At 54.9% G+C, this 16,410-nt stretch carries 14 protein-coding genes, 1 tRNA gene and 2 pseudogenes; 10 read left to right on the forward strand and 7 right to left on the reverse strand.

What is annotated here, in order from left to right:
- The 6 genes and pseudogenes from ACR0AJ_RS00005 to ACR0AJ_RS00030 form a co-directional block, all read right to left on the reverse strand.
- A pseudogene (locus ACR0AJ_RS00005) lies at positions 1 to 540 on the reverse strand (hypothetical protein); the annotation flags it as partial.
- A 459-nt stretch (positions 541 to 999) separates the two neighbouring features.
- A complete protein-coding gene (typA, locus tag ACR0AJ_RS00010) occupies positions 1,000 to 2,817 on the reverse strand; it encodes a translational GTPase TypA (RefSeq protein WP_170375397.1) in 1,818 nt (605 codons plus the stop codon).
- Positions 2,818 to 2,893: 76 nt separating this feature from the next.
- Positions 2,894 to 3,229, reverse strand: a complete 336-nt coding sequence (locus ACR0AJ_RS00015) for a DMT family transporter (protein WP_226688434.1) — start codon at positions 3,227 to 3,229, stop codon at positions 2,894 to 2,896.
- A gap of 392 nt (positions 3,230 to 3,621) precedes the next feature.
- Positions 3,622 to 4,779, reverse strand: a complete 1,158-nt coding sequence (locus ACR0AJ_RS00020) for an HD domain-containing protein (protein ID WP_480739778.1) — start codon at positions 4,777 to 4,779, stop codon at positions 3,622 to 3,624.
- The gene (locus ACR0AJ_RS00025; RefSeq protein ID WP_170348755.1) at positions 4,776 to 5,021 is read right to left on the reverse strand and encodes a hypothetical protein; all 246 of its coding nucleotides are present in this window, start codon (positions 5,019 to 5,021) and stop codon (positions 4,776 to 4,778) included. Before ACR0AJ_RS00025 ends, ACR0AJ_RS00020 begins: the two co-directional genes overlap by 4 nt.
- A complete protein-coding gene (locus ACR0AJ_RS00030; protein WP_170348754.1) occupies positions 5,021 to 5,674 on the reverse strand; it encodes an alpha/beta hydrolase in 654 nt (217 codons plus the stop codon). The genes ACR0AJ_RS00025 and ACR0AJ_RS00030 overlap by 1 nt, the downstream gene beginning before the upstream one ends.
- Positions 5,675 to 5,851: 177 nt before the next feature.
- Here ACR0AJ_RS00030 and iscR point away from each other — a divergent pair, with 177 nt between their 5' ends.
- The 10 genes from iscR (at position 5,852) to ACR0AJ_RS00080 (ending at position 14,371) form a co-directional block, all read left to right on the forward strand.
- Positions 5,852 to 6,310: a Fe-S cluster assembly transcriptional regulator IscR gene (gene iscR / locus ACR0AJ_RS00035; RefSeq protein WP_170348753.1), complete on the forward strand. Its 459-nt coding sequence runs from the start codon at positions 5,852 to 5,854 to the stop codon at positions 6,308 to 6,310.
- A 60-nt stretch (positions 6,311 to 6,370) separates the two neighbouring features.
- Entirely contained in the window at positions 6,371 to 7,414 is a 1,044-nt protein-coding gene (locus ACR0AJ_RS00040) for a cysteine desulfurase family protein (RefSeq protein ID WP_480739779.1), read from the forward strand.
- Between the two features lie 18 nt (positions 7,415 to 7,432).
- Positions 7,433 to 8,953: a Fe-S cluster assembly protein SufB gene (gene sufB, locus ACR0AJ_RS00045; RefSeq protein WP_170348751.1), complete on the forward strand. Its 1,521-nt coding sequence runs from the start codon at positions 7,433 to 7,435 to the stop codon at positions 8,951 to 8,953.
- Positions 8,954 to 8,992: 39 nt separating this feature from the next.
- Positions 8,993 to 9,868, forward strand: a complete 876-nt coding sequence (locus ACR0AJ_RS00050) for an FkbM family methyltransferase (RefSeq protein WP_170348750.1) — start codon at positions 8,993 to 8,995, stop codon at positions 9,866 to 9,868.
- A 39-nt stretch (positions 9,869 to 9,907) separates the two neighbouring features.
- Entirely contained in the window at positions 9,908 to 10,663 is a 756-nt protein-coding gene (sufC, locus tag ACR0AJ_RS00055; protein WP_170348749.1) for a Fe-S cluster assembly ATPase SufC, read from the forward strand.
- Entirely contained in the window at positions 10,663 to 11,946 is a 1,284-nt protein-coding gene (gene sufD, locus ACR0AJ_RS00060) for a Fe-S cluster assembly protein SufD (RefSeq protein WP_170348748.1), read from the forward strand. Before sufC ends, sufD begins: the two co-directional genes overlap by 1 nt.
- Positions 11,946 to 12,431: a YIP1 family protein gene (locus ACR0AJ_RS00065; protein ID WP_170348747.1), complete on the forward strand. Its 486-nt coding sequence runs from the start codon at positions 11,946 to 11,948 to the stop codon at positions 12,429 to 12,431. The genes sufD and ACR0AJ_RS00065 overlap by 1 nt, the downstream gene beginning before the upstream one ends.
- Complete coding sequence (locus tag ACR0AJ_RS00070; RefSeq protein ID WP_170375388.1) at positions 12,428 to 12,994, forward strand: Yip1 family protein; 567 nt, start codon at positions 12,428 to 12,430, stop codon at positions 12,992 to 12,994. Before ACR0AJ_RS00065 ends, ACR0AJ_RS00070 begins: the two co-directional genes overlap by 4 nt.
- A 13-nt stretch (positions 12,995 to 13,007) precedes the next feature.
- Positions 13,008 to 14,228 (forward strand): cysteine desulfurase, encoded by a 1,221-nt coding sequence (locus ACR0AJ_RS00075; RefSeq protein ID WP_170358520.1) that lies wholly within the window; start codon positions 13,008 to 13,010, stop codon positions 14,226 to 14,228.
- Between the two features lie 66 nt (positions 14,229 to 14,294).
- Positions 14,295 to 14,371, forward strand: a tRNA-Arg gene (locus ACR0AJ_RS00080).
- Positions 14,372 to 14,864: 493 nt separating this feature from the next.
- Here ACR0AJ_RS00080 and ACR0AJ_RS00085 read toward each other — a convergent pair.
- Positions 14,865 to 15,896 (reverse strand): annotated as a pseudogene (locus ACR0AJ_RS00085) (recombinase family protein); the annotation flags it as partial.
- Positions 15,897 to 16,410: the final 514 nt, after the last annotated feature.

Genomic DNA, 16,410 nt, shown 5'->3' on the forward strand with positions numbered 1-16,410 from the left:
GCCGCCATTGTTGCCGCCGTTGCCGTTGCCGGAATTGCCACCGCCGCCATTGTTGCCGCCGTTGCCGTTGCCGGAATTGCCACCGCCGCCATTGTTGCCGCCGTTGCCGTTGCCGGAATTGCCACCGCCGCCATTGTTGCCGCCGTTGCCGTTACCGGAATTGCCACCGCCGCCATTATTGCCGCCGTTGCCATTGCCGTTATTACCGCCGCCGCCGCCGCCACCGTTATTACCGCCGCCGCCGCCGCCACCGTTATTGCCGCCGCCGCCGCCGCCACCGTTATTGCCGCCGCCGCCGCCGCCACCGTTATTGCCGCCGCCGCCACCGCCGCCGTTGTTGCCGCCACCGTCGTCACTGCTGCCGCCACCGTTATCACCGTTGCCTGAATCGCCAAAGGTGTCGCTATCACTATCGCGATCAGATGCAGCCGTGGACGCCGTTGGCAAATCAGTCAGGACAGCCGCAAAAGCCGGACAACTATCAAGTGTACGGGCCAGAATGTCCTCGAAATCAGCTCGGCGTTGGATATAGCGCAACATGCGCGTATCGACGACTGAGCAGCCGCACAACGTTTCTGTCGATACCGATTGTCGGGCTGTTTTGATGTTGCATCTTTCCGCCTGCGCCGCGCTGGCGGTGATGAACGGTAATGTTGCAGAGACAAATACAAAAGATAATAAATGGGATTTCACGCGCATGGCGCCGCTCCTTCAGAACTCGTTACTAACACTATTGCACTACAGTTTGTGCTTTACGTTTTGGTACATCAATTGTGCCATACTTCAACCATAATTACACCCATTTTGGGTCACATTTACAAGTGGTGTTTAATTTGAATTAATTTTAGGAACAAATTTTACGCGAAAAAAATACACTTAAAACAAAGAGAAAGCCCGCCAAAACGGCGGGCTTTTCGTATATTTGCGCAGTTCATGCGCGCACAAAATTGTCAGAAGTGTGGCATTGTTGCAATTGCGGCAACTATACTTAAGGGAGACTCAAGCAGACTTCGCCATACGCTTGCGTTCATGCGGGTCCAGAAAGCGCTTGCGTAGACGTACAGCGTTTGGGGTGACCTCAACCAATTCATCATCGTCGATATAAGCAATCGCCTCTTCTAGCGAGAACTGAACGTGGGGCGTCAGCCGTACGGCATCGTCAGATCCGCTTGCGCGGACGTTGGTCAGCTTTTTACCCTTGAGCGGATTCACTTCCAGATCATTGTCGCGCGAATGCTCACCGATAACCATGCCCTGATAAACGTCAGTTTGTGGGGCAACGAACATGCGGCCGCGCTCTTCCAGGTTCCACAGGGCATAAGCCACGGCCTGACCTTTCTCCATCGAGATCAGAACGCCTGCGCGACGGCCCGGGATCGGGCCCTTGTGCGCGGCCCAGCCGTGGAACACGCGGTTCAGAACGCCGGTGCCACGTGTGTCTGTCAGGAACTCGCCATGATACCCGATCAACCCGCGTGAAGGGACGTGTGCGATGATCCGGGTTTTGCCTGCACCGGCGGGGCGCATTTCGGCCAATTCACCTTTGCGTGCACCGGTGATCTTTTCGATCACCGAGCCCGAAAACTCGTCATCGACGTCGATGGTGACTTCTTCGATGGGTTCCAGACGCTGGCCGTCTTCCTCACGGAACAAAACCTGAGGGCGCGAAATGCTGAGTTCGAACCCTTCGCGGCGCATATTCTCGATCAGAACGCCCATTTGCAATTCGCCACGACCCGCGACCTCAAACGCCTCGCCGCCGGGGGTATCGGTGATGCGGATGGCGACGTTGGATTCGGCCTCTTTCATCAGTCGGTCACGAATGACGCGGGATTGGACCTTTTTGCCGTCACGACCTGCCAGAGGGGAATCGTTGATGCCAAAGGTCACAGTGATGGTCGGTGGATCTATGGGCTGGGCGGGCAGGGCTTCTTCGACCTGCGGGGATACCAACGAATCCGCAACGGTGGCTTTGCTCATCCCTGCGATGGTAACGATGTCCCCAGCTTCGGCCACGTCGATGGGTTGTTGCGCGAGGCCACGAAACGCCAGGATTTTCGACGCGCGGAAGTTCTCGATCAGGGTGCCATCGCGGGACAGCGCCTTGAGGCTGTCGCCCGCCTTCAGCGTGCCGCTTTCCACGCGGCCGGTCAGGATACGGCCGATGAAGGGATCACTGCCCAGCGTGGTCGCCAGCATGCGGAACGGTTCGTCCTTGCGTTCGGCCTGTTGCGGGGCAGGGACGTGATCAACGATCAGGTCGAACAGCGCGGTCAGGTCCTTGCGCGGTCCGTCCAGTTCCATATCTGCCCAGCCCGAACGGCCCGATGCGTACATTGCCGGGAAGTCCAGTTGGTCATCATCAGCGCCAAGGTTGGCGAACAGGTCGAAACATTCGTCCAGCGCGCGGTCGGGTTCGGCGTCGGGCTTGTCGACCTTGTTCAAAACGACGATCGGGCGCAGTCCCAGCGCAAGCGCCTTGGAGGTCACAAACTTGGTCTGTGGCATCGGGCCTTCGGCGGCATCGACCAGCAATACAACGCCGTCAACCATGCTGAGAATCCGCTCAACTTCGCCACCAAAATCGGCGTGGCCGGGTGTGTCGACGATGTTGATGCGCGTGCCCTTCCACTCGACCGAGGTGGCTTTAGCCAGGATGGTGATGCCACGCTCGCGTTCAAGATCGTTGCTGTCCATGGCGCGTTCAGCCACAGCTTGGTTTTCCCGGAACGCGCCGGATTGTTTGAGCAGCTCATCCACCAGGGTCGTCTTGCCGTGGTCCACGTGAGCGATGATTGCGATATTGCGCAGGTCCATGAGAGGTCAGCCTTTGAACGGGAAGTTGCCGCGCGCATAGCGTGGTTTGACCAAATAGACCAGCCCTAACCGGCGATCAGTGGCCGGCCGTCTTGGAAAACAGGTGAATGATAAGGATTCCGGCCAAAATCATGATCAATCCAATGACGGCTGGCCAGTCCAGCCTTTGCCCGAAAACAATGAAGCCAATGATCGCGATCAGAAAGATGCCAAGCCCGGACCAGATCGCATAAACAATTCCGACTGGCATGTATCTTAGCGTCAGGCCCAGCAGGTAAAAAGCAATGCCATAGCTGACAACCACCAGAACGGAGGGCCAGAAACGACTGAACTGTTGGCTGGCTTGCAGGGACGTTGTGCCGATGGTCTCTGCGATGACCGCCAGCAACAAGATCAGATAGGCTTTGGGCACGGTAGGTATCTCGACAAATGTTTTGCGAGGTTGAGCATGAAAACGGCAAAGCGAGCAAGCAAAATTTCGGAATCTCGGCATGCGCAATGACGCTAAGGCAAAAACATTAGCCATTTGGGAAGTATGGATAACCTGACTATTTTTTGACCCTAGGTTATGTTAAAAACGCGTTGTTTTTTAATGATTTTTGTTTTCCAGGTTACATCGCATGACTAAATTTGCAGGAATAATAGTTTTTGTTTCGGCTTTGATCGTGGCGCTTGGGTGGCTTGCTGGCGGGGGGTCCGTCGACAAAAACGCGGCCAAGTTTGTTGAACGGTTAGATAGTTTTCAGGTTTGAGCGCCTGCCGAAACAAGGGAAAAAGAGGCCTTTGCGCCTCTTTTTTCTTTTCCTACGTGGTGGCCGTGGCAGCGAAATAGGCATCTAGCTGGGGTTGCAGCCAAGCCCACAAGTCAGGTGCGCCGCGTTTGACCGGAGTGCCGACACGGGTTTCGATCTGCGCATAACTGACATCATAATCCACCCATGATCCGCCGCCCGTTGCCAGGTTTCCGACTGGTGCCTGAAAACGGTCGACTGCCTTGGCAAAGCGGGCATCGGGACTGTCGGCTGCTTCGAACTCATGCCACAGAGACAGAAAGGTCGCCTTTTGATTATCCGGTAGCATCCCGAACAGGCGCTCTGCTGCGGCTTGTTCTTCGGCTTCTTGGGCCGCGTGGTCGACATGACCATGAATGGGGTTATCCCCGGCGTCGATCTCAACAACATCATGCAGCAGAAGCATTTGTAAAACACGGTCAATGGACACATCGGGTGCTGCGTATTCGGACAGAATCCAGGCGTACAGCATGATGTGCCATGAATGCTCGGCCGAATTCTCGAACCGCTCACCGCTGAGCAGGCGCGAAGCCCGGTAGACGGATTTCAGTTGGTCGCTTTCGGCAAGAAATCCAAGGCGAGCTGAGAACGAAGTCTGTGCAGGGGTGTCTCCGTTCAGCAGGCTTTGCGCTGCGGTATAGGCGTCTGGAAATTCGGTCTTCAGATAAGCGGCCCGCCCGCCGTTCAGATTGTCCTGAACAATAGCTTTGTGATCCGCCCTCGGGGCCGCGGCGCAGAGGACCTGAAACATCGGCTGGCAGCGATCAAGCGATTTCGCGAATCTGGCGTCTTGGGTCTGATCGGCCTCGAACTCTTGCCACAGGTTCAGACAAGCCTCGGCCTGATCTTCGGGCAAAAGATCGAACAATTCTGATGCGGCGGCTTGCTCGGCCCGTTCGACCGCTTGCCAATCGGTTTGCAGATGGATCGGATGATCGCCGACAATGATTTCGACCAAATCATGCAGCAACAGCATGCGGATGACCCGATCAATGCTGACACCTTCATCAGCCAAGGGTTGCATAACCAGCGCCCAAAGCGCGAGTTGCCAGCTGTGTTCAGCGGCGTTTTCAGCGCGGGACTGATCCAGAAGAAAGTTCGCGCGATTGACCGATTTCAGCCTGTCCACGCGTTTGAGAAATTCGATTTGCGCGGACAGTCTGTTCGTCATTGTTTTTCGATCGCTTTCAATTTGGAGCGGTGATCCGAGAGCCTCTGGATCACGAACTTGCGGGCTTTGCGCTCGGCCAAGCGCACGCGAATTTCGGTCAGGAAGGCCTCTTCCAAAGTCTGCGAGGACGCTCCCAGATGTTCGCCCACTTCGACAAAGAAACGGTCGTCGCCGGTTTCATCCATCACTTTCATTGTGTCCTCGGCCAGCTTGGCGGCCAGGGTGGTGATGGTGTCAGACATCAGCGTGTGTTCTCGGTCAGGCGGCGTTTCACATAGTCGCTGACATCGGTCATCAGAGTATCCATGTGACGATCCTGGAAGAAGTGATCGGCGCCATCAACCTCGTTATGGGTGATGGTGATTCCCTTTTGTTCGTGCAGCTTGTTCACCAGCGAGGTTGTGTCCGCAGGTGGTGCCACGCGGTCGGCTGATCCGTTGATGATCAGGCCCGAGGACGGGCAGGGCGCCAGGAACGAAAAGTCGTACATATTTGCAGGGGGTGACACGCTGATAAAGCCGGTGATTTCCGGGCGCCGCATCAACAACTGCATGCCGATCCATGCACCAAACGAGAAACCCGCGACCCAGCAGTGTTTCGAGTTGTTGTTCATTGACTGCAGGTAATCCAGCGCCGAGGCTGCGTCGCTCAACTCACCAACACCCTGGTCGTATTCACCCTGGCTGCGACCCACGCCACGGAAATTGAACCGCAAAACGGTAAAGCCCATGTTGTAGAATGCGTAATGCAGGTTGTAGACCACCTTGTTGTTCATGGTCCCGCCAAATTGAGGATGCGGATGAAGCACGATGGCGATCGGTGCGTCTTTTTCCTTTTGCGGGTGGTAGCGGCCTTCCAGTCGGCCTTCGGGTCCGGGAAAAATCACCTCGGGCATGTGTGCTTTGGTCCTGTCTTTTTCTTCTTGGTGCCGGGATATACTTGACGGTTATCGTCAGGCACCTTAGAACGGTTCTAATAATTTTGCATTGCGCAATGCGCTGCCCGTCGGAGATACGCACTGGCAGCGGCGGCGTCAATGTTTTCGCGCGGTATCGACCAAAAGGGGACGAGAATGAAGCTTTCGACCAAGGGTCGCTACGCGATGGTAGCTATGGCCGATATCGCCCTGCAACCGACAGATACGCTTGTAACGCTGAGTGAGATTTCTGAGCGGCAGGACATCTCACTGCCTTATCTTGAGCAATTGTTCGTGAAACTACGCCGAGCCGATCTGGTCTCATCGGTTCGCGGACCGGGTGGCGGGTATCGGTTGTCGCGGTCGCCTTCGGAAATTCGCGTGGTCGAGATTCTGTCGGCGGTCGACGAAACAGTGGATGCGCTGCAAAAAGGCGCAGGGGCGTCGGGTGCGTCATCAGGAAGCCGGGCGCAATCGCTAAGCAACCGTTTGTGGGAAGGGCTAAGCGCCCATGTTTATGTTTTCCTGCATCAAACCCGACTGTCGGACGTAATCAGGAACGATTTGGCCCCGTGTCCCGCGGTTCCGAGCCTGTTTGCAGTGGTGGACGAGTAAGATTATGCACTTGGTCTATGAAAACGCGATACCACTTCGCATTCGTGAAAAGGTGACTCCATGAGTCGTGTTTACCTGGATCATAATGCCACGACTCCTTTGCGCTCCGAGGCCAGAGAGGCGATGATCGCGGCGATGGAGGTTTGCGGCAACCCGTCCTCGGTACATGCCGAGGGACGTGCCGCCAAGGCCTTGATCGAGAAGGCGCGGGCGCAAATCGCGGCGGCCTTTGGTGCGGATGGGGCGGATATCGTTTTCACGTCAGGTTCCACCGAGGGGGCGGCGCTGACGTTACGCGGGCGTGGCCTGCATGGATCTGCTGTTGAGCATGACGCGGTAAGATCCTGGATTACAGAAGATTTGCCAACGGACACCTCGGGCCGCGTTCAAGTCTCCGATCCTGCTCAATCGACCCTGCAGCTGGCGAATTCGGAAACCGGTATCGTGCAGGCTTTGCCTGCGGGGCTTGCCGTAACCGATGCGACGCAAGCTTTTGGAAAACTACCGGCGGCCTTCAACTGGCTGGGTGCCCAAATGGCGCTGATCTCAGCGCATAAATTGGGTGGCCCCAAGGGTGTCGGCGCTGTTGTGATGAAACGCGGCACGGATTTGCCTGCCCAAATTCAAGGCGGTGGTCAGGAAATGGGGCGCCGGTCGGGTACCGAAAATGTCATTGGAATCGCGGGCTTCGGGGCCGCAGCAGAAGCCGCTGCACGGGATCTTGCCAATGGGGTTTGGGACCAGGTCAAAGAAATTAGAAATATTCTAGAAAATGCCCTTGAGGCCGGTTCTAAATTGACTATTTTTGTCGGGAAGGATCAGGATCGCCTGCCTAACACATTGTGTTTTGCCACTCCGGGATGGAAAGGCGAAACGCAGGTCATGCAAATGGACCTGGCGGGGTTTGCCATCAGCGCGGGTTCTGCCTGTTCCAGTGGCAAGGTGCGCGCCAGCGCGGTCCTCACGGCAATGGGGTATGATGAGGTCACGGCAGCCAGCGCAATACGCGTTTCGCTGGGACCTTTTACGACGAAAGAAGATGTGCTGCGTTTCGCCGAAACGTGGCTGGAAAAAGAGAAAAAGCATCGCGCGCGTGCCGCGTGACTTGACGGAGTGAAGGAAATGGCCGCTTTGGACCAGACCCAGGTAAAAGAAGGTGTCGATCAGGAAACCGTGGACGCGGTGCGCGAGGCTGGCACTTATAAATACGGCTGGGATACCGATATCGAAATGGAGTACGCGCCCAAAGGTGTGAACCCGGATATCGTTCGACTGATCTCTGACAAAAACGAAGAGCCCGAATGGATGACCGAATGGCGTCTGTCGGCCTTTGAACGCTGGACCAAGATGGAAGAGCCGACCTGGGCGATGGTACATTACCCGCCGATCGACTTTCAGGACCAGTATTACTATGCCCGTCCCAAGTCGATGGAAGAAAAGCCAAAATCGCTGGACGAGGTCGACCCCAAACTGCTGGCCACCTATGAAAAGCTGGGCATTCCGCTGAAAGAACAGATGATTTTGGCCGGCGTCGAAGGCGCCGAGAATGCGCCCGCCGAAGGCCGTAAGGTCGCTGTGGACGCGGTATTTGACTCGGTCTCTGTTGGTACAACCTTCAAGGATGAGCTTGCCAAGGCTGGTGTGATCTTCTGCTCGATCTCTGAGGCGATCAAGGAACACCCTGAACTGGTTAAGAAATACTTGGGCACTGTGGTTCCGGTATCCGACAACTTCTATGCCACGCTGAACTCGGCCGTATTCTCGGACGGATCGTTCGTTTACATCCCACCGGGTGTTCGCTGCCCGATGGAGCTGAGCACCTATTTCCGCATCAACGCCGAAAACACTGGTCAGTTCGAACGCACGCTGATCATCGCCGATAAGGGATCATATGTGTCCTATCTGGAAGGCTGCACCGCGCCGCAACGTGACACCGCGCAGTTGCATGCCGCTGTGGTTGAGATCATCGTCGAAGAAGATGCTGAAGTTAAATACTCGACCGTTCAAAACTGGTTCCCCGGTGATGAAAACGGCAAGGGCGGTATCTATAACTTTGTGACCAAGCGGGCGGATTGCCGGGGCGACCGGTCCAAGGTGATGTGGACGCAGGTCGAAACCGGCTCGGCCGTGACCTGGAAATACCCGTCCTGCATCCTGCGTGGCAATGAAAGCCAGGGTGAGTTCTATTCGATCGCGATTGCCAACAATTATCAGCAGGCCGACACCGGCACCAAGATGATTCACCTGGGTAAGAACACAAAGTCGCGCATCGTGTCCAAGGGCATCAGCGCGGGCAAGGCGCAGAACACCTATCGCGGGCTGGTTTCGATGCACCCAAAGGCGAAGGACAGCCGGAACTATACGCAGTGTGACAGCCTGCTTATCGGTGACAAATGCGGCGCACATACGGTTCCGTATATCGAGGTCAAGAACAACTCGAGCCGTGTGGAACACGAAGCGACGACATCCAAAGTGGACGACGATCAGCTGTTCTACTGCCGCCAGCGCGGTATGGACGAGGAAGAAGCCGTGGCCTTGGTCGTCAACGGGTTCTGCAAGGACGTGCTGCAGGCATTGCCGATGGAGTTTGCCATGGAAGCGCAGCAGCTTGTTGCAATCTCGCTGGAAGGCTCGGTTGGGTAGAAGGATTCTGGAAAAGGCTTCCTCTGGGACGACTGTGAAATGCCAAAATTTTTTGACATCAACAGGTTGCACCACCTGATCGATCTTCTCGGTCCGGCAAGATTAACGCGCGTCGTGGATATCGGAGCCAATCCACTAGATGAATCACCGTACTACAAACTCAGGGATGCGAAGCTGTGTGAAGTGTGGGGTTTTGAACCTCAACCAGAGGCATATGCCCAATTGGTTGAGTCAGCAGGATCGCAGGAACACTATCTACCGTATGCTGTGGGGTGCGGAGGTGAACAAACGCTCAACGTCTACAGGAGCAGTGGTTTTACGTCTTTTTACGAGCCAAATCCGGATTGGTTGGCAACTCTAGGGAAGTGGGACAAACAACTCACGCTTAAAGAAAAGTTGGATGTTGTCGGACATCGTCTGGACGATATTGAAGGCTTGCCCGAGTTTGATTTGCTCAAAATCGACGTTCAGGGTGCCGAGACCCAGATTTTTGAAGAAGGTGGCAAAAAGCTGAGCGAGGCATGCGCGGTTATTTCTGAAGTGGCTGCGATTCCCATCTACCAGGACCAACCACTGTTGAATGCTCAGATGACTGTTTTGGAAAGATACGGATACTCTCTTCACAAGTTTCTCTTCTTCAAACCGAGAGCGTTGCATGGAAGCAAGTTGTCCAAACGCCTGCGCCCAAGGTTTCACGCCAACCAGTTGACCGATGGGGACGCAGTGTTTCTGCGAAACTTGTTGAACTTGGATAAAGTGGAAAGCGAAAAACTAAAGCACCTCGCCATTCTGGCCGACTCGGTATTCGAAAGCTTCGATGTCGCGGCTCTTTCTCTGACAGAACTATTGAAACGTGGAGAAATTTCTGAGGAATCCGCGAATAGTTATGTTGACCAATTGCACAAAACAACCTGAAACGATACGCGCTCCCTGACTGGGGCAGAAAGAGAAAACATGCTGGAAATCAAAAACCTGCACGTACAGCTTGAAGACGAAGATAAGCAAATCCTCAAGGGTGTGGACCTGACGGTCGAGCCTGGCAAGGTACACGCGATCATGGGACCGAATGGCTCGGGCAAATCGACGCTCAGCTATGTGCTTTCGGGACGTGACGGCTATGAGGTCACCGAAGGTACGGCGACGTTGGAAGGCGAAGACCTGCTGGACATGGAGCCAGAAGAGCGTGCTGCCGCTGGCGTCTTTCTTGCGTTCCAGTATCCGGTCGAAATTCCCGGCGTTGGCAACATGACTTTCCTGCGCACGGCGGTAAACGCTCAGCGGAAAGCGCGCGGAGAAGAGGAGCTGTCAGCGGCAGACTTCCTGAAAGAAGTGCGCGCCAAGGCCAAGACGCTGAAAATCGACGCCGATATGCTCAAGCGTCCGGTCAATGTTGGTTTCTCGGGCGGTGAGAAAAAGCGCAACGAGATCCTGCAGATGGCTATGCTGGAACCCAAGATGTGCATCATGGACGAAACCGACTCGGGTCTCGACGTGGATGCGATGAAGCTGGTGTCCGAAGGCGTGAACGCGCTGCGCAACGAAGGTCGCAGCTTTTTGGTCATCACCCACTATCAGCGGCTGCTGGATCACATCAAACCGGACGTCGTACACATCATGGCTGACGGTCGTATCGTGAAGACCGGCGGACCCGAGCTGGCGTTGGAAGTTGAACATAACGGCTATGCCGACATTCTGGCCGAGGTGAACTGATGGCTTTGCCACAAGAGAAACTGACCGCAACCGAGGAGCGGCTGGCATCCCTGGCCATGCCCGAGATGTGCGGATGCACCCGTGCCGCACGCGAGGATGCGCTTGCGCGTGTGCAAGAGATGGGCCTGCCTGGCCGTCGCGATGAGTACTGGAAGTACACACGTCCTGATACGCTGATCTCGGCTCAAGCACCGCGCGCCGAGGTTTTCGATGCGGGCGAGCCCATGATTTTCGAAGACATGGACAATCTGAAAATTGTCTTCGTCGACGGAGTATTCAGCCCCGAGGAATCCGATGATCTGACACTTGAGGGGGTGATGATCGACCGGATCGAGGATATCTGCGGCAAGGATATTCACTGGGCCAAAGAGCTGTATGGCGCGTTAGAGAGCCGTGGCCAGACCCCAGTGCCGCGTCCGCTGGCTGCGCTGAACACAGCCTTTGCCAAAGATGGTGTTGCCATCCATGTGACAGGCAAACCGTCCAAGCCGATCTGCCTGATGTATCGTCACGCCTCGGAAACATCGGACGCGATGCTGCATCACGTGATCCGTGTCGAACCAGATGCCGAAGTCACCGTGCTTGAGGTTGGTCCGGCCGCGTCGCGCTTTAACAAGGTGATGGAGATCGACATCGCCGACAATGGGACGCTGCATCATGTGCGCGCGCAAGGTCGCGATCATGAACGTCGGGCAATGACTCATATGTTCGCCCGTCTGGGAACGGAATCGACCTATAAGTCATTTACCCTGACCGCAAACGGCGTTCTGACCCGCAATGAGCAGGTCGTGGAACTGACCGGAGATGATGCGGTTGCCCATGTGGCAGGTGCATGTGTCGGAGACGGTGATTTTCACCATGACGACACAGTGTTTATCACCCATGACGCGGTGAACTGCGAAAGCCGCCAGGTGTTCAAGAAGGTTCTGCGCAACGGTGCGACCGGCGTCTTCCAGGGTAAGATCCTCGTGAAAGAAGGCGCGCAGAAGACAGATGGCTATCAGATCAGCCAGTCGCTTCTGTTGGACGACGACAGCCAGTTCCTCGCCAAGCCCGAGCTTGAGATCTATGCCGATGATGTGGCCTGTTCACACGGCTCGACCTCGGGCGCGATTGACGAGACGGCTCTGTTCTACCTGCGATCACGCGGCGTTCCGGTCAAAGACGCAACCAACATGCTGACACTGGCCTTTCTGGCCGAAGCGGTGGACGAGATCGAAGACAGCGAAGTTGCTGAAAAGATCGTGAACCGTTTGGAAGATTGGCTGGCGCGCCGCAGCTGATGCCAGTCACATCGGATATCGTGGCCACGTACCGGGGGCCGGGGCGCGTCGTGCGTCGGCTTCTGGATTTGGGGCAGCGGGAAGACAGGGCCTTGGTCTTTGTCATGGGGTTTTGCGTGGTGGCTTTCATCGCACAGCTTCCCGGCCTCGCGCGGCGGGCGCATTTGGAAGGGCTTGAGCTGAACGCGCTGATGGCCGCGGCTTTGCTAGGCACTGTTTTCATACTGCCGTTGCTGTTTTACCTTCTGGCGTTCGTATCCTACGGGGCCGCTCGTTTGGTTGGCGGTCGCGGCACGGCTTACGGTGCCCGTCTGGCTTTGTTTTGGGCTTTACTGTCGTCGACACCATTGGTGTTGTTGAACGGTCTGGTGGCGGGTCTCATCGGGCCAGGACCTGCGTTAACCCTGGTAGGGGCAGCCTGGTTTGGCGTGTTTATCTGGTTCTGGCTGGCGGGCCTGAGACAAACACAAAGGCAGGCGGAATGAATTTCTCGACCCTAGGTAACATTGCGGTCCTGACGCTGGTCAACCCGGCTGAAGCGGCCCGGCACCTATTATCCTTTCGCGTCGGGCGCGAAGTTCTGTGGCTGGCCTTCTGTCTGGCCGTCGTTTTGAATGGGCTGGTGCAGTTTGGGATCGAATATCTGGTTCCTTCGCCGGAAGGCCTGAATGTTCCTGCACCCGAACCGATTTTCATGAGCCTTATCCGCTCGGCAGCCCTAATGATGTTCAGCATTGCGGCGTTCCTGTTCGTCGGGCGTTTGCTGGGCGGGCGCGCGTCATTCGACGAGATCATGACGCTGACGGTCTGGTTGCAGTTCCTGCAAAGCGCGGCGATGTTCGTAACGCTTGTGCTGGCAATTTTCGTTCCGGTTTTGATGGTGCTGTTTTTGTTTGCCACAGCGCTGGTGAGCCTTTACGTCACGCTGCATTTCCTCAATGAAGCGCATAAGTTTGGAACGCTTTGGAAATCCTTTGGGGTCATAGTGTTGTCTGCGTTGATCGCAGCCCCCTTTGTCCTCGCTCTAACACCCAGCGGCCCGGTATAGGGATATGAAGACCATGTATGACGTAGAAAAAATCCGCGCGGACTTTCCGATTCTGTCGCGTGAGGTAAACGGCAAACCGCTGACTTATCTGGACAATGGTGCCTCTGCGCAGAAACCTCAGGTTGTGATCGACGCGGTGACCCGCGCCTATGCCGAGGAATACGCGAATGTGCATCGTGGCCTGCATTACCTGTCCAACCTCGCGACCGAAAAGTACGAGTCCGTCCGCGGCACCATCGCCCGTTTCCTTGGGGCGGCGGATGAGAATGAGATCGTCCTGAACTCGGGCACGACCGAGGGGATCAACCTTGTGGCCTATGGCTGGGCGATGCCGCGCCTTCAGGCCGGGGATGAGATTGTCCTTAGCGTCATGGAGCATCACGCCAACATCGTTCCCTGGCATTTCCTGCGCGAACGGCAGGGGGTTGTCCTGAAGTGGGTCGATATCGATGCGGATGGCGGGCTGGACCCGCAGGCCGTGATCGATGCAATCGGTCCCAAGACCAAGCTGGTCGCGGTCACGCAATGCTCGAACGTGCTGGGAACGGTGGTGGATGTTAAGGCCATTACCGAAGGTGCGCATGCCAAAGGCGTTCCGGTGCTGGTCGACGGCAGCCAGGGTGCCGTGCATATGCCGGTCAATGTGTCGGATATCGGCTGCGACTTTTATGCAATCACCGGGCACAAGCTGTATGGCCCGTCCGGTTCGGGCGCGATCTATATTAAATCCGAACGCATGGCCGAGATGCGCCCCTTCATCGGTGGCGGCGACATGATCAAAGAGGTCAGCAAAGATCAGGTGATCTACAACGACCCCCCAATGAAGTTTGAGGCCGGAACACCCGGTATCGTGCAAACGATTGGTTTAGGCGTGGCGCTTGACTATATGATGGACCTGGGGATGGAGAACATCGCCGCCCACGAAGGCGCGCTTCGCGACTATGCGATGCAGCGGCTGACCGGTTTGAACTGGCTGCAGGTACAAGGCACACGTCCCGATAAGGCCGCTATTTTCAGCTTTACGCTGGATGGGGCAGGGCATGCGCATGACGTGTCGACGATCCTCGACAAAAAAGGGGTTGCCGTGCGGGCCGGTCATCATTGCGCTGGTCCACTGATGGATTTTTTCGGCGTGACCGCCACCTGCCGCGCCAGCTTTGGACTGTACAACACCAAAGATGAGGTCGACACGCTGGTCGATGCCCTTGAACTGGCGCATGATTTGTTTGCCTAAAAGCTGGTCGATCCGGGTGGATTTTCAGTTGCACCCGGATCGGAACAAGGATAGCTAACGGCCAAGGCACCTGTAGCTCAGCTGGATAGAGCGCTGCCCTCCGAAGGCAGAGGCCAGAGGTTCGAATCCTCTCAGGTGCACCAAACCAGACGCAGAAGCGTTGCAATCCGCTAACGCTCTGAAAGGTAAAGTCAGATTCACGGTTCGAAACCCTTGTTTATGGCTGTAGACCGCTGGAGCGGCAAAGATCATTCGAAGCATAGATTTTCGCCATTCGAGCGTTGACTTTTTCCATATATCAAAAGGGCTTGAGAGAATCCGCATTGCCGGTTCGAACGCATCTGAGAAGTCTGGGCTGTTTTGGTCGAATTCTCTTAATTTGTGCTCCTCATGGGCCTTTTCATTGTGTAGTTTTTCTAGCTTTCTCTCCAGGGCCGAAGACACAACTTCCAACTCAGTGTCTACGTACTTGTCAGTCGTCTTTTCGATTTCACTGTTTATCTGAGAGATTCGCTTTCTGCGCTCCTTACGTGACTGTTTATCCTTGAGCCTCCGAAGCTCCCACGCATCTCGCAGCATTTGGGAAAAGACCTTCACGAAACCAGGCTCGGGTTGAATCTGGCGCAACAAAGATTCGAACTCACCTTCAAGCTGCTCTCTTCGAATTGACTTTCCGGCCCTGCTGCATCCGTGTTTTCGGCAAATGTAGTAAGGATAGTGCTTTGATCTTCCTCCTGACCAATTCGAGGTCATGAAGTTCCCGCAAGCTTCACAAAGGACGAATCCACGGAGAGGAAAATCCTCGCTGACATCTTGCCTGACACGAGCCACCACCTTTCCATCCAAACGCTTCAGAATTTTCTGATGTTCCTCATATGAGATCAGTGGAGAATGCTTTCCTTTGGTGAGTGGGATGTTCCACTTGAGGTTGCTGTAGCGCCCTGCATATAACGGGCGCCGCAATATCGCTGAGACGTATGAGTAAGTAAGTTTGCTTTTTCCGATATAGCGCATGAATGTAGGATCATTCTCAAGGAACGATTTGGATTCTCCCACAGTTTCGAAGCGACCAGCGGCAAACCCTGATAACATCTCTGATAGAATGGATGCCACGGGCTCGTCCCTTACAACCTTTTTTCGCCCTTGATTGTCCGAACGAACATACAGGTAGCCAACCGGCAAGCGGCTGAAAGCATAATATCCGTTCAACATTCGACCACGAGTGCGGCTCTTGTTTGTCTCTGCATTTTTTTGGCTAAAGTGCTGAGAGAACACTGCTTGCATCATCTCAAACAGGATTTCATCGGCGCTTTCGCCAAAGCGAAGTCGAGGGCTTACCAATTTACCGCCCGCGCTTTCGATTTCCTCCTTTATTCGCAAGTATGCCTTCATACCTCGGGCAAGCCGAGAGACGTCATCAATGATGACGGCTTTCGTATGCCCTTTAGATCGTTTTAGATAACTAAGCAGACTGCTCATGCCTTTTCTTTTATCCAATCGACCCGACGCTATATCTCTAAATTCTTTTTCGACATCTAAGTTGTTTTTAAGTGCAAACTCGCGGCATATGGTTAGCTGCGATTCTAACCCATCGCCTTCCTTAATTTGCTTGGAACTCGAAACTCTGACATAAATTACTGCCGCGATCTTTGTGTCAAGGTTGCTCATTTTTAATTCTCCCTTTTTATTCGATGTAATTCCGCTATTTTTGATATTTCATTCACTAATATTCGCAATAGCGAGCACGATTTGCCATGAGGCCCATAAATGTGATCTTCCAATTCTCCTTTGACCCGCTACCCAGTTGAGCTCGGTGCAATATTTTTCGAAATTCTCATTAAATTTCGCCGTCACACATAGAGAACTTGTTCGCGTAGCCAACGCGTCTACGTCTGAACATACCGCGCCCCAACCATTTGAAATTGCGCCGACTGTGCTGGCTCCCTTGGTCGACTTCCACGAGATGCTTGGCTTATCTTTCTTTTCCTTTTTTGATCGGATCATTTCACAAACCATTTATTACATTAACTGACTTCCCTATTGCCTCAAATGAAACTCAATTCGTCAAGGGTAATGAAAAAACAAGCTCGGTGGAGTAGCGTCACTAATTCTAGACCAGTTCATTTATCCTTGAATTCCTGGTGCTAAAATTCTGTGAGGTCTATTCTTTCAAAATCTCCTA

It is taken from the genome of Ruegeria sp. CJ9, from assembly GCF_056536625.1.